Origin of the sequence: Paenochrobactrum pullorum (genome assembly GCF_041929845.1) — a bacterium.
GTDB lineage: Bacteria > Pseudomonadota > Alphaproteobacteria > Rhizobiales > Rhizobiaceae > Paenochrobactrum > Paenochrobactrum pullorum.
The window spans coordinates 677,623-690,841 of the sequence record NZ_JBHEEH010000001.1; the positions used below are offsets into that span (position 1 = coordinate 677,623).

Annotated in this window: 10 protein-coding genes; 6 read left to right on the top strand and 4 right to left on the bottom strand. The window is 48.3% G+C overall.

All coding sequences use genetic code 11. From position 1 onward, the window contains the following. Nucleotides 1–196: 196 nt before the first annotated feature. From JNC77_RS03185 to JNC77_RS03195, 3 genes are read left to right on the top strand one after another with little or no spacing between them, the layout of a single operon-like run. Complete coding sequence (locus tag JNC77_RS03185; RefSeq protein WP_374830471.1) at nt 197–1,360, top strand: glycosyltransferase; 1,164 nt, start codon at nt 197–199, stop codon at nt 1,358–1,360. Between the two features lie 23 nt (nt 1,361–1,383). Further along, entirely contained in the window at nt 1,384–2,142 is a 759-nt protein-coding gene (locus tag JNC77_RS03190) for a WecB/TagA/CpsF family glycosyltransferase (RefSeq protein ID WP_374829351.1), read from the top strand. Continuing rightward, entirely contained in the window at nt 2,135–2,998 is an 864-nt protein-coding gene (locus JNC77_RS03195) for a DUF6492 family protein (protein ID WP_374829353.1), read from the top strand. Before JNC77_RS03190 ends, JNC77_RS03195 begins: the two co-directional genes overlap by 8 nt. On the opposite strand, the gene JNC77_RS03200 is transcribed toward JNC77_RS03195, so the two are convergent. Continuing rightward, nucleotides 2,995–4,209, bottom strand: coding sequence for a lipopolysaccharide biosynthesis protein (locus JNC77_RS03200; protein WP_374830473.1), 1,215 nt, complete (start codon nt 4,207–4,209; stop codon nt 2,995–2,997). The two genes, JNC77_RS03195 and JNC77_RS03200, sit on opposite strands and share 4 nt — an antisense overlap. A gap of 254 nt (nt 4,210–4,463) precedes the next feature. Here JNC77_RS03200 and JNC77_RS03205 point away from each other — a divergent pair, with 254 nt between their 5' ends. Then, the gene (locus JNC77_RS03205) at nt 4,464–6,287 is read left to right on the top strand and encodes a GumC family protein (RefSeq protein ID WP_374829355.1); all 1,824 of its coding nucleotides are present in this window, start codon (nt 4,464–4,466) and stop codon (nt 6,285–6,287) included. Nucleotide 6,288: 1 nt separating this feature from the next. Here the strand turns inward: JNC77_RS03205 and JNC77_RS03210 are convergent, their stop codons facing one another. The 3 genes from JNC77_RS03210 to JNC77_RS03220 form a co-directional block, all read right to left on the bottom strand. Then, complete coding sequence (locus tag JNC77_RS03210; RefSeq protein ID WP_374829357.1) at nt 6,289–7,119, bottom strand: TIGR02186 family protein; 831 nt, start codon at nt 7,117–7,119, stop codon at nt 6,289–6,291. A 2-nt stretch (nt 7,120–7,121) separates the two neighbouring features. Further along, a complete protein-coding gene (locus JNC77_RS03215; protein ID WP_374830475.1) occupies nt 7,122–8,000 on the bottom strand; it encodes a sulfite exporter TauE/SafE family protein in 879 nt (292 codons plus the stop codon). A gap of 241 nt (nt 8,001–8,241) precedes the next feature. Beyond that, on the bottom strand, nt 8,242–11,328 hold the full coding sequence (locus tag JNC77_RS03220; protein ID WP_374829359.1) for a peptidoglycan-binding protein: 3,087 nt from the start codon (nt 11,326–11,328) through the stop codon (nt 8,242–8,244). Between the two features lie 369 nt (nt 11,329–11,697). On the opposite strand from JNC77_RS03220, the gene JNC77_RS03225 reads away from it, so the two are divergent. Continuing rightward, nucleotides 11,698–12,348, top strand: a complete 651-nt coding sequence (locus tag JNC77_RS03225; protein WP_374829361.1) for a S24 family peptidase — start codon at nt 11,698–11,700, stop codon at nt 12,346–12,348. Then, nucleotides 12,348–13,193, top strand: coding sequence for a thermonuclease family protein (locus JNC77_RS03230; RefSeq protein WP_374829363.1), 846 nt, complete (start codon nt 12,348–12,350; stop codon nt 13,191–13,193). Before JNC77_RS03225 ends, JNC77_RS03230 begins: the two co-directional genes overlap by 1 nt. Nucleotides 13,194–13,219 lie beyond the last annotated feature (26 nt).

Here is a 13,219-nt window from a genome sequence, read left to right on the forward strand (position 1 = left end):
TTTGATGATCAGATACCTGAAAACTATTGCCAGGTTGTTTATTTTTGCATTGTTTTTAATTTATATCTTAACGGAACCTGTATGTTTTGTGCAAAGTTTGTGGAAATTAAATTCAACTGCATCTTTGCTTTAAACAAGTCTTTATGAAAATGAAGTTATGATTGAAGAAAAGCATTTTGATAAGGCGGACAGGAAAGTGCAACCATTGCGATTGTTATTCATCACCTCATTAGTGCCCAGTCATGGCAGTATGACCGGCTATGAAGTGGCGAATGCAGCAATCATTCACGGTTTGCTTCGTGCCGGCGCGGATGTGACGATAGTAGGGTTTAACTGGCCGGAGAGAAAAGCTTCCATGCCGGATAAAACAATTGTGCTGGGCGAGGTGGATGTCCGTACCCAAGATGCTGGTTTCAAACAAAAAATAAAATGGATTTTGAAGGCAATCCGTACCAATTTGACTGTTTCTTCGGTTAAATTGCGGGTAATTTCTGATCAGGTTTTGCGCGATGCAATTGCCTCTGCTGGTGAGTTTGATGCCTATATTCTCAATGGTGTTGCATTTGCCGGTGCCTTTGAGCATGTGTTTGAAGATAAACCATCCATTTTTATAGCGCATAATGTGGAACATCGCTCGGCCGAAGAAAATGCGAACGCGGTCAAAGATCTGCTGCAGAAGATTTTGTTCAAACGCGAAGCAAAATTATTGGCAAAGCTTGAGAAACGTTTATGCGATCAGGCAAAATTTGTATTCACGCTTGCCGATGAAGACGGCAAAATGCTGGGGCTTCAGCCTATCAAATTTGCAACCCTGCCGCTGGTGACAAGCAAAGAGCCGGTCAAACCTGTCACACGTGAGTTGCACTATGATCTGGCATTGATCGGCACATGGACGTGGCAGCCGAACCGCATTGGTCTTGAGTGGTTCTTGCGTGAAGTCAAACCGCTGCTCAATCCGGATATTAAAATTGCAGTGGCGGGTAGCACGCCGGCTGATTTGATTGTTGCTTGGCCGGATATCGAGTTTCTAGGACGTGTTCCGGATGCGGTAGCATTTGTTGAAAGTGCGGCTGTGATCCCGCTCATTAGTGTGGCCGGAACCGGTGTGCAACTTAAAACCATCGAAACATTTGAGCTCGGTATGCCTTGTGTGGCAACGCGTCATTCGGTGCGTGGTATCGCCCAAATTCCTGACAATTGTATTTTGGCAGATGAACCTGCAGCCTTTGCCGCAGCATTGGAAGTACAAGTGAAACATGCACGAAATGGCGAGCGCTGCCAGCTTGACGGTGAAGCATTTTATTATCAACAACTAACAGCTATGGATCAAGCGATCAAACAAGGTCTGGCAGTATTGTGAACGGGGACAACAAAAAGCTTATCATGGAGAACGTTTCGCAACGCGATATTCTGGGCATTTCGGTGGTTGCTTTAAAATGGCAGCCAGCCTTGGAGCTTGTGGCGCGAAACATTCATGACAGCGTTTTTACACGAATTGCATGGCTTAATGCGCATTGTGCCAATGTGGCGCAAGCAAATGCCGATTATCGCCAAGCACTTGAGCACTTTTTGATATTACCCGACGGTATCGGTGTTGATATTGCTTCACGTGTTCTGCACGGGAGTTCATTTCCCGATAATCTCAATGGCACAGATTTTGTTCCGGCTTTGCTGGCTCTGATCAAGGAACCGTTGCGTGTCGGGCTTTTAGGTGCCAAATCTGAAGATGTGCAGCGTGCTTGCGTCGCATTAAAAAATCATGCACCGCAACATGATGTGCAGGTGATTGCCGACGGTTTTTTTGGCGATGATCAGGAGGTTGCTATTTTAGACAAACTGGCGCAGTTCCGCCCGCATATTTTGCTGGTTGCCATGGGCGTGCCGCGGCAGGAGATGTTCATAGCCAACAAAATTACGACCGATCATTGCACAGCGGTTTTCGGTGTTGGCGCTTTGTTTGATTTTCAGGCCGGTAGAGCCAGACGCGCCCCCCTTTGGATGCGCAAACTCAGGATAGAATGGGTCTATCGTCTGTTGCAAGAACCGCAGCGTTTGTGGCGACGCTATCTCGTTGGCAATCCGTTGTTTTTATGGCATCTGCTCAAATATCACTTGGGCTTTAAGGGAAATAATAATGGCTAAACGCATGGCACTGGTAACGGCCAGTTACGACAAAGATTTTGATCGCTGCCGTTTGCTGTGTGAGACACTGGATCGTTATGTGACCGGTTTTGAAGCGCATTATATTCTGGTTGCTCATCGTGATGTGGCTTTGTTCAAGCAATTGGAAAATGCGAGCCGCATCATCATTGACGAGCGTGATTTATTGCCTCGCTGGTTATGGTCGATGCCGGATCCGAAAACCTGGGGCAAAAGACAAATCTGGGTTTCACCCTTTACCAAACCGCTCTATGGGTGGCATGTGCAGCAATTGCGACGCATTGCTATTGCCGAACATGTTGATGTCGACGGCTTTTTATTCTGCGATTCCGATGTTGCATTCCTGCGTGAATTTTCAGCTGATCAGTTGTGGCATGGTGATGACATCCGTTTGTTGCGCTATGATCAGGCAATGCTGAACCCGCCGACGCCGCCGCATCGCGACTGGTCGGATAATGCGGCCCGTATCATGGGCATCAAAGAGCATGGCCAGCATGATTATATTGCCAATGTTGTTTCATGGCGACGGGATGCAGTCCTTGCCATGTGCCGCCATATCGAGCAGCAAAACGGCCGCTCATGGGTTAAGGTGCTTGGACAAGCACGCGATTATTCGGAATGTATTTTATACGGCCAATATGTTGATGAAATAGAAAAAGGCCGCGGGCATTTCCATATCGATTGGAGCATTTGCCATGTTTATTGGTTTGGGCCGGCACCCGATCAGGCAAAGTTTGATGCTTTTATGCGTGATATGCGTCCCGATCAGGTAGCGATCGGTCTGCAATCTTTCATGAATATGGATAGCACTACAGTGAAGCGAATTGTGGGGCTTTAAACTCTATTTGCAGGCTTCTTGATATGCCAATAAGTGAAACAGGCCGATAGAAGGTAAAGTCCGAAGAAACCGGCATTCAGCCAGACAATCCAGTCATTATCGTTATAGATATTGCGTAGTAAAACCCAGATGAACAGTGCTTTGATCATTGTTGTTATGCTTAAATTGATGGCGCGTAAGCCCGACTGGCCGCGTGCATAAAGCAATTCATTTTGATATTCAATCAGATTACGCAAACCCGGCACCAGCAAAACAAGTGGTACTAAGCTGGCAACCGGCGCGACATTACTACCTAAAGCGTTGGGAAATACATATAAAATCGCTGCCAACCCTGCCAAAGCCATGGTTGAAATGGCAAAAATGGCACCCTCTATGGAGGCTTTGATTTTTGTCGATGTCAACATGTCGGGCGTACGCATCAGTTTTTGAACCAGCATCATGTTGAACGAGCGGATCGGTACGGCAGTTAAATCCACAAGCCGCATGATAATGGCGTAAATACCGGCAATGGTCGGGCCTCCAAAACTCAACACCAAAAGTTTGTCGAATTCATTTTGTAAGTAAAACAAGAACTCGGCAGCTGTGACAGACAGTGAATCAGCTATCCGTCTTGCATAAAGTTTAGGACGCAAACGAAGCCGTACTTTTGGATAAAATTGCAGCGCCAAAAGCAGTGAAAACAGATTGGCAGCTAAATACCACCATGCCCAATGGGAGATATCCTTTGTGCTGGTAAAGGCAAAGAGAAAGGCGGCCAGCGAGCGTGCTGCGGTGCCTGCGATGGTTAAAAATGAACCTCGGCCGAAACGCCCTAAACCATTATTGACGATGATGATAATTTCGGCCGAGCGCCAGACAAGTGCTTCTGCAATAATGATGATGGCAAATGGCCAAAAAGCGACATTATCTTTGAAAAAAATCAAGTAGGCGATGACTGTTGCGAGTGAAAAAAGCGGAAGGGAGGCAAGGATGGAAAGAAGATAACCGACGGTATAAGTGCCAAGCAGGTGCGGCTTGACAGTAGCAATACGATAAAGAGGCGAGTTAAACCCAAGTGCAACAAGTCGGGATAAGACGACCCCAGCAGCTGATGCGGTGGCAAAAAGACCAAAATCGGCAAGCGAAAGCGAGTTGGCGAGTGCAATGAAATAGATCAGCGATACGACCAGTCGTCCTAATGAGCCGCTAATCAGCGCAATATAACCCCGCATCACCTCGGGTGAGATGGTTTTGGTTAGTTTTTGCAAGGGTAAACTGAATTTCAAAGTCAATCCGCCACTATTTTTGTCTACAGAAGATGAAAACTAAGACCCAAAGTTTAAAATCCGGTTGGCTTGGGAGAGTAAAAGCAATAATCTTTTGAATTCAGTACGATGTTAACCATTTATTTTCCATAAAAATTTATCCTTACCGCTAATCCGGCGATTGTTGGATCAATTGTGTTGGGAAAAATCACGGTGACGAAATGACAGATGAGAAAGGCAGACATGATGACAGAGCCGCCAAGCCGCTCTTGTCTTATGCGCGCCGTTCGTTGCGTGTAGAAACAGATTTGTCTGCCCCGCCACAGCTTTCGCAACCTGATGACAAATTCAATATTCGTGAACCGCATGAATTTGTCGTGCCGCCATGGGTACCGCCCGTGGCTGGACGATCGCGTGAAAAAACTGACCACGCAGCGAAACCGGAAAAGATATCTGCTGTCTTGTCCGAGCCTGCTTCCATTGCTGACAATGAAGAAATGGCGGAAATCCAGCGCAAACTTGCTGAAATCAAGCAGGAGATTGATCGCGGATTTGAAAAAGTGCAGCAACGGCAGATTGAAGATAGTCTCGCTTTGATGCAGGAGGAAGCGGTTGATGATCAGGCAGATCAGGGCAAAGGCTGGAAGCCGCTGATCGACCCACGCCTAGTGTTTAATATTCTTGAAAACTCAAAGAAGATTTTGGTCGCCAGCACTGCCATTGGTGGTGTTGTTGCTATTCTTTATGCGCTGTCATTGCCTAATATTTATACAGCCTATACGGATTTGCTGGTCGATCCGCGTGACATTAAAGTGGTGGAGCGTGAATTGACACCCGGTCAATTGCCCACCGATGCAACCCTTGCTATTGCTGAAAGTCAGGTACGGCTGATCGGCTCCAGCAGCGTTTTGCTGAAAGTGATCAAGGATACAGACCTAATGGCTGATCCTGAATTTAACGGCAATGCCGCCCCCGTTGGACCTTTGGCCAATATTATTAAAGATATTCGGGGAAAGTTTTCTTCCAAAGAACCGGTCGATCCGGCAATTATGGAAACACAGGTTTTGCAAAATCTTGCCAAAAGCTTGATTTTGGAACGTGATGCCAAGACATTTATTTTTACAATCGGTGTTAAGACGCAAAATCCGGTCAAATCTGCAAATCTTGCCAATACAATCAGCCGTGTTTTTCAAGACGAGCTAAGTTCACTGCAACAAAATGCAGCGCGCCGCACCTCGGAAGATTTGTCCAAACGTCTGGCTGATTTGAAATTGGCCGTTCAGAAAGCAGAAAATGCCGTTGATAAATTTCGTGCAGAGCATGATCTGATTGATCTGCAAGGACGCTCGATAAGTGATGATGATCTGGCACGGTTGAATGAACAGCTTTCGACGCAGCGCGCTGAAACTGTGCGTTTGAACGCACGTGCCAAAGTTTTGAGTGAAGCAACGTCGGATAGTGTTTTGTCTGGAGTTTTACCTGAAGAACTGCAATCCAACACTTTGACACTCTTGCGCGGACAATATGCAACGGCCCGCTCAACTGCTGATGGTCTGGCGATGACCTTGGGGCCTAAGCATCCGCAATTGATACAGGCACAGTCGCAGGTGGCTGGCGCGCGACGTGAAATTAATGCCGAGCTGGGCCGTGTACGTTCGTCATTGCAGGTTGAGCAGAAGCGCTCCGAGCAGCAGCAGCAGGAATTGGGCGCGCGGCTGGCACAGATGAAAGTGCAACATGCCGGCAGTAATGCGGAACGAGTGAAACTACGCGAACTGGAACGCGAAGCCGAGGCACATCGCAGCATTTATGAATCCTTTTTGATGCGCTCACGCGAGACCAATGAACAAGAAAGCCTCAACAGCTCCAATGTACGGGTGATCACGGAAGCACGTCCGCCATTGGTCGCTTCTGCGCCAAAGCGCAAAATGATCGTCATTGCGGGCTTGATCCTGGGGCTGATGGCAGGGGTAGGCTTGGCATTGCTGCATGGTTTCTGGCCACGCATGCAACGTTGGAGACGTGCTGAGAATCCGGATGCCTGATTTAGTCTTTTTTAAACAGGACACGGCCGAACCAGCCGGTAAACATTGCGAGAAAAACAGCAAATAAACCATACCAGAGGCTATGCTTATGCGCGGCCTCATAAACACTTTGCTCAAAACCGGCTTTGACAATTTCCAATCCGGCATTGGCTTCACGTAAAAACACGCCGTTGCGGAATAACAAAGCGCGCGCTTTATGGCGTCCTACCGGCACATTGGCCGGTAGTGCAAGGGTGGCACGAAACAGGGTACGTGAGATAAATTCCACGCCGCCAATACGCTGGGTATAAAGCCCTTGGCGGGTTTTAATCGCACGCAATTCATCGCTGAAAATAGGAATATTGCCGGAAAGACTGTTGGGGTCTTCCGGTGCCATGTAAAAATTATTGGTACCAACCGAGAGTTGGCGATAAGTTTTGGGGTCGGTTATATCCTGTAAATTACGCGTTGAAGCCAGCGAATAGGAGAGCGGTACACCTAAAAAGGTTTCGGATGCAGCATTGATCCAAACACCGAGATGGCGTTCTTTTTTGCGTACAACCAGATCGCGTGAAGGTCCTTGCAGCACGACGATAATGTCATAACGACCTTGTCGCTGAATAAGCGGATCAGCATTATCGAGTGCACCGAAAATGGTCAGATTGGCACCGCCGAAATTGGAGGTAATCGAAATTGTTTCGGTAGAAAGACCGATCTCGATTGTTTCCGAGGCAGGTGTCTGCAGGTGTGGCAGGTTTAATGCTGTTTCCGGCTCAACGGCATGGGTCGGGATTGCGGCTAAGCCCGATATAAGTGCTGCATATGGAATGAGATGAGAGAGCCGCCACTGCATGATTATGAATCCACAATGGAGATGGAAAACAGATTGTCCGGCCGGATGAAAAGATCATAGCCAAGACGCAGCGCCACGGCCAGCACCATCAAAGCCAGTAGCAGGCGCAATTGTTCACCGCGTAATTTCTGTCCTGCTCTTGCGCCATATTGCGCGCCGATCACCCCGCCCACCATCAGCAAAAAGGCCAGTACAATATCGACCGACTGGTTGGTGGTTGCCTGCATGACGGTGGTGAAAGCGGTAACGAAAGTGATTTGGAACAAAGATGTTCCGACCACCACATTGGTGGGCACGCGTAGTATATAGATCAATGCCGGCACCATGATGAAGCCGCCGCCGACCCCCATCACGGATGATAAAAGACCGATGAAAAAACCGATGCCGAGCACCGGAATAATGCTGACATAGATCATCGAGGCGCGGAAACGCATCTTGAACGGTAATTTGTGGATCCAGTTATGGTGTCTGGATTTTCTGACCGGTGCTGACCCTGATTTGTTGCGGCGCAGGGTCTTCCAGCTTTCCACCAGCATCAGACCGCCGACAGTACCGAGAAAAAACACATAAAGAATGGATACGATCAGATCGAGCTGACCCAGTTCACGCAGCCATGAAAAAACATAAATACCAAGCAGCGAGCCGACGAGGCCGCCCATCACCAGTAAAGTGCCGAGCTTAATATCGAGCGTTCGCCGTTTGAAATGCACCAAAGCACCTGAGACGGAGGAGGCAATCACCTGATTGGCACCGGTTGCAACGGCAATAGCTGGCGGAATATTGTAGAAGATGAGTAAAGGCGTGATCAGAAAGCCGCCGCCGACCCCGAACAGCCCTGACAAAAAACCGACCGCCGCCCCCATGCCCAATAAAACGAACATGTTGACCGACAATTCCGCAATGGGGAGATAAATACCCAATTCCGCTTCCGGTTTTTTTGGCGCAATGACAGCTACGTTTTACGGCTCGCGCTTGGCCGCAACACCTTGATCCTTATCAGTGTCTTGCGCTCTCAAGGGTATAATGTCAAATATCTATTGAATATAAGGTTACCGGACATGATCACTGTTGTAATCATGTCATGGTTTTATAGATAATCAGCTTGAACGTGGCTGGTCCAAGTTACTTATTATGATCAAGTAAAAGTTTAACCAATTGCGGATTGACTTCTCCGGTCGGCTCTTCACCATTGGCACTCTGGAATTGCTTGATGGCGTTGCGGGTTTTATCCCCCATCAAACCATCTGCAGTACCGATATTATAGCCGTTTTTTTGCAAAATCAGCTGAATATTGCGAACCGCCTTTTTCATATCGACAGAACCGGTCTGTACCGGATTTTCATCGGCCCAGCTGTCAGGAATGCTGGTTGAATTGGCTGCCTGATCCAGTGTCTTTGGTTTCCACAGCGCGACCTTGCCTTCAGCTTGTTTCAATTTTTGCTCGCCAAGTGCCTTGCCGACCTGATCGCGCTTGTCGGCGGCATCTTTGTCACCTGATTGGGCAGCGAGCGCAAACCATTTATAACTTTCTTCCAGATCAAGCTTGGTACCCATGCCCTGTGCATAAAGAATGCCTAAATTATATTGGCTGTCTTTGACATCGCGCTCGGCAGCTTTTTCAAACCATTGGATGGCTGCTTTATTGTCGGGGGCATTATCACCACCCGTGGCATAAAGAACGGCCAGATTATGCATGGCACTCGCATTGCCCTTTTCGGCGGCTTGCAAATACCAATGCTTGGCTTTTTCAAGATTGCGTGGCAGGCCGAGGCCTTTCTCATTCAAATTGCCGTAGCGATATTGTGCCGGAGCAAAGCCGCGCTCAGAAGCAGCGGCATAAAATTCGGCAGCCTTCGCCAGATTAGCTTCTGTACCGATACCGTCGGTGTAACGGTTGCCGATTTCAAACAAAGCAATGGCATCGCCCTGAGCTGCGGCTTCACGCAACGCAAGAGGTCCCGCTTCCATGCTGATTTCCGGCAATGCTGTTAGTGTTGTTTGTTCGGCTACAGGTTCATTGGCTGCGATCGTTTCGGTCGTAACAGATTCTGCTGCCTGTTCTGCACTTAATGGCGTGAAAGTGAGCGGCGCAGTTTCGGTTTTTTCTTCTGTGACAGGCTTGGTTACTGCCACAACGGGTGCTTTTTCCGGCTCGGTTGTGCTTGCAACTGTGCTGTTATCAATCACCTCTTCGACAGTGGGTGCTTTTTCTGCCATTTGTGGTTGAGGAGCAACCAAGGATTTGTTGAAGTAAATCTCGCCGGCTTGCAAAGCCGCAAGCGTCACCATGATAGCACTAATACCTAAGAAAATAGGCTTTCGTTGGCGGGCAATCAGCTGGGTGAAAGATGATTTCTTTGATGTTTTGTTGCTTTCCTGATGCTTATGTTCATGAGCATTGATGCGCTCTGCTTCTTGTGCTGCCATTTGTGCAGCAGTACGGGCAGCAGAGATTAAATCACTTTTGTGGTGATTTTCCTGGCGCAGACCGGCAGTCAAACCCGGTTCACCGCGTACCCGTTTCATAATGGCATTCAAATCCGGCAGGTCAGCCGGTTTCTCGATTGCCGCCAACGGGTGGGTAACACTCAGATCGGATAAATCGCTCGAAATGGAGGTTGGTGTTTTGGTCGCACTTAAAAGAGGCTTGGCAGCCTCTGATGAAGGCTTGACTTCAGGCTGAGCGTTTGGGGCCATTGTTGCTTTATGACGCTCTTCAAGCGTGCTTAGACGTTCGACTACTTTTTGCAAAGTGCTGTGAACGCTTTCAAAGCTATGCTCGTTACGCTCATTATTATGGCGTGCAAGCTGCTCAAGCGCACGCATGTCATTGGCGAGCTCTTTGACAAGCCCGCTGTCATATTGATGGGCTTGGGCGGCAAATTTTTCCATTGCTGCTTCGGCGGCTTGGCGCGCGATATCAATCGTATTTTCACGCGTTTGTAAAACGGCTGTTTCAAGCTGCTCAAGGCGCGGTGACAAATCTTTGACGATTGCGTGATGATCTTGCGGCGCGGCAAGTTGCGCGGCAATAGCGGCAATCTGGATTTCCAGATTGTGCATCATATCATGATTGCCGGAGGGCTGCGAAAACTGTTCGTCAAGACGCAGAACCAATGCATCAAAACGTTGGTCAAGAGCGGCAAAAAGCGTTTCTTCCGGCATGCTGAAACGTGTTTCGACATCGTTCAGCTGACGGGCAATCTCATCAAGACGTGTATTGACCTTTTCCAGTTCCTGCGCAGGGCCACTTTCCAGTGCACGGTCGATATAGGTAGCAATCAGGCGGATTTGCTTGGCCAGTGTTTCGATCTGCTGTAAGGGCAGGGAGCTGCTTTCGCTTAAACAATCAATGCGTTGTGAAAGCCCGGCCATACGTGTCAGCAATTCTTGCGAAACAGCTTCGGCGCGGCGGATTTCTTCTATGTCGGGGCGTTTCATATTACCGGCAAGAATTGCACGGCTGATCTCGTCAAGGCGTTCGTCGAGAACGTGCGGAATGGTATATCCGTCTTTGTTGCCAAGCATCTGTTCGATGGATTGTGACAAGCTGCTTAAGCGCTCTTCCATCGGTTGAATGGAGACTGCCTGCATTTGCGGCATGGCATCAATGGCACGGCGCACATCATCCAAGCGGTCACTGATGGCGCTCAGTTCGGGAAACTCAGCCTGTGTTTTTTGATTTTGGTTTTGTTCGAAAGCATCGAATTTTTCGTTGAACTGATCCCAGCGATGGCTTAAGTGACGCAAAGATTCCTCGCGCGCCATGGTCTCCATCATGCGCTTCAACGCTTCCAATTCTTCCTGCAGATGTTCAGCAGTCTCGCGCACATAGTGCAAAGTGGTGTTGTCCCCGTTTTCCTCGGCGTTTTGTGCCGTTAAAATATCAACACTATTTTCAATTCTTGCCAGCTCTTCATCAAAGCTAAGATCAGCTTTTGGCAACGGCGCTGCAAATTTATTCGGAGCTGGCTTGTCGGCTGCGGAGGCGATTTGCCGGTCAAGTGTCGCGGCAATATCGGCAAGATTCATATGCGGCTTGGCGTGTGATGGTAATTCAGCCTCCGGTTCGGCAGTGTTTTTCTGCCCGCCGGTCATTTCTTTTAATCTTTGTTCCAGCGTTTCCAGTGTTTTATGCAACTCTTCCATCGGCGCATTATGAGCACGGCGCATATTCAGTTCTTGTAATGGAGAGCGTGTATTGGTCATGACAGATGCCGCTTTTCAAACAATAAGAGTGCCGAACCACAAACACAAAAGCATTGTAATTATGGATGTGACATTGCGCACTTTCTTACGAGTATGGTAAATAAGTCGTTAAATCTTTGCGTAATTTGTTGTTTTTATTACTTCGTTATAGGGCTGGCCGGTCATTATTGACGGACAGGGTTTCGTTTTTTATCATTTATCCATTGAATGAAATTGCAATCGGCTTGTCACTGGAATGGGAAAATATCCTTAAATTGGTGTGATTATGGCTCCTGTTAATTTCAACATCTTGCATCACTTATTAATATTAGGTAGTTTATCCTTATAAAGCTCATTTATGGGTAATTAATCCTTTTTAAGGTTGCCAACATGTTTTCTCACGACAATGTTTGGGCCGCTATTGATGCGCTGGCTGAACGTTATTCTTTAAGTCCGTCCGGATTGGCGCGCCGCGCCGGACTTGACCCGACTGCCTTTAATAAATCCAAACGTCATGCGGCTGATGGTCGGGCCCGTTGGCCTTCAACTGAATCTCTGGCAAAAGTCATGGATGCGACAGGCGCCAGTTTTGAAGAATTTAGCAAGCTGATGCGCGGTGACAGTCCCTTGTTGCCGAGTGATTATCTGGAACAGCCGCGCTCTATCCCTTTGCTGGGTATGGCAGAGGCCGGTGCCGGCGGTTTTTTTGACGATGCCGGTTTTCCGGCTGGTCAAGGCTGGGATGTGGTGGAGTTTCCGGCCAGCCCTGACGAAACAGTTTATGCTTTGGAAGTGTCAGGCGATTCAATGCTTCCGCTCTACCGCGATGGAGATACGTTGATTGTATCGCCCAATGCTTCTGTGCGCCGTGGTGACCGCGTGGTGGTGAAAACCAAAGAGGGGGAAGTGATGGCAAAGATTTTGCAACGTCAGACCCCGCGTAATATTGAGCTGTTGTCGGCCAATCCCGAACATCCGAACCGTACTTTTGAATCGCATCAAATTGAGTGGATCGCCCGTGTTGTATGGGCAAGCCAGTAATGGTTGCTTCATATCAAAGAGCTGTTCCTGCATGTTTGGCCTTGTTCACCGGTTGTGTTTTGGCCGCGGTTTTTATCGCACCCTTTTATGGCGCATTGGATCCGGTCGTGGACGATAGTAATGGTGGACAATCCATTATCATTGAAGATTTTGACTATAGCGAGCCTGATCAAAGTGCACCGCAAGCACCATCGGGCGCGGAAGATAATCAGATCGATATTCTACCTGATCATGAGGATGCACCTGAAGTGATTGATCAAGCATTCGAGGCTGAAACAACAAAGACCGACAGTGATGCGTCTACAGCAGAAACAAAAAATTTAGCGTATCTGGTGCCGGATGATGAGCCGATGCAAATGATATATGGTGCTATTGCTGTTGCCGCAGGTCGTTTGGAGGGAAACAGCCATATTATTACTTTGAATGATATTGTTGTGACGCAAGTCAATGAGCAATGTCGGGGCGATAATTTAGTTCAGTGGAATTGTGGCATACATGCGCGTACTGCTTTCAGATCATGGATCGGTAGTAAAACATTGCGTTGCCGTTTGCCTGAAAATGCCGGTGGGAAAGTGGATGTCACCACTGATTGTGTATTGGGTGCAGAAAATGCCGCTGAATGGCTGGTACATAACGGCTGGGTCAAAGCGGCTGGCGGTGGTGCTTATGCGAATTTGGGCAAAGAAGCAGAAAACGCCAAACGTGGCATTTGGGGTAATAAGCCGGTGTCGCTGATGCCGGAGCTTGCACCATTACCGCAGTCCCTTATTGAGCCCCCTTCGGGCGTGCCCGCAATGAATGGGGAGCGGCCAGCTGGCTATTTCCCACCTGTGCCAAAAGATTAGGGGATCATAAAAAAGCCGCTCTGAAA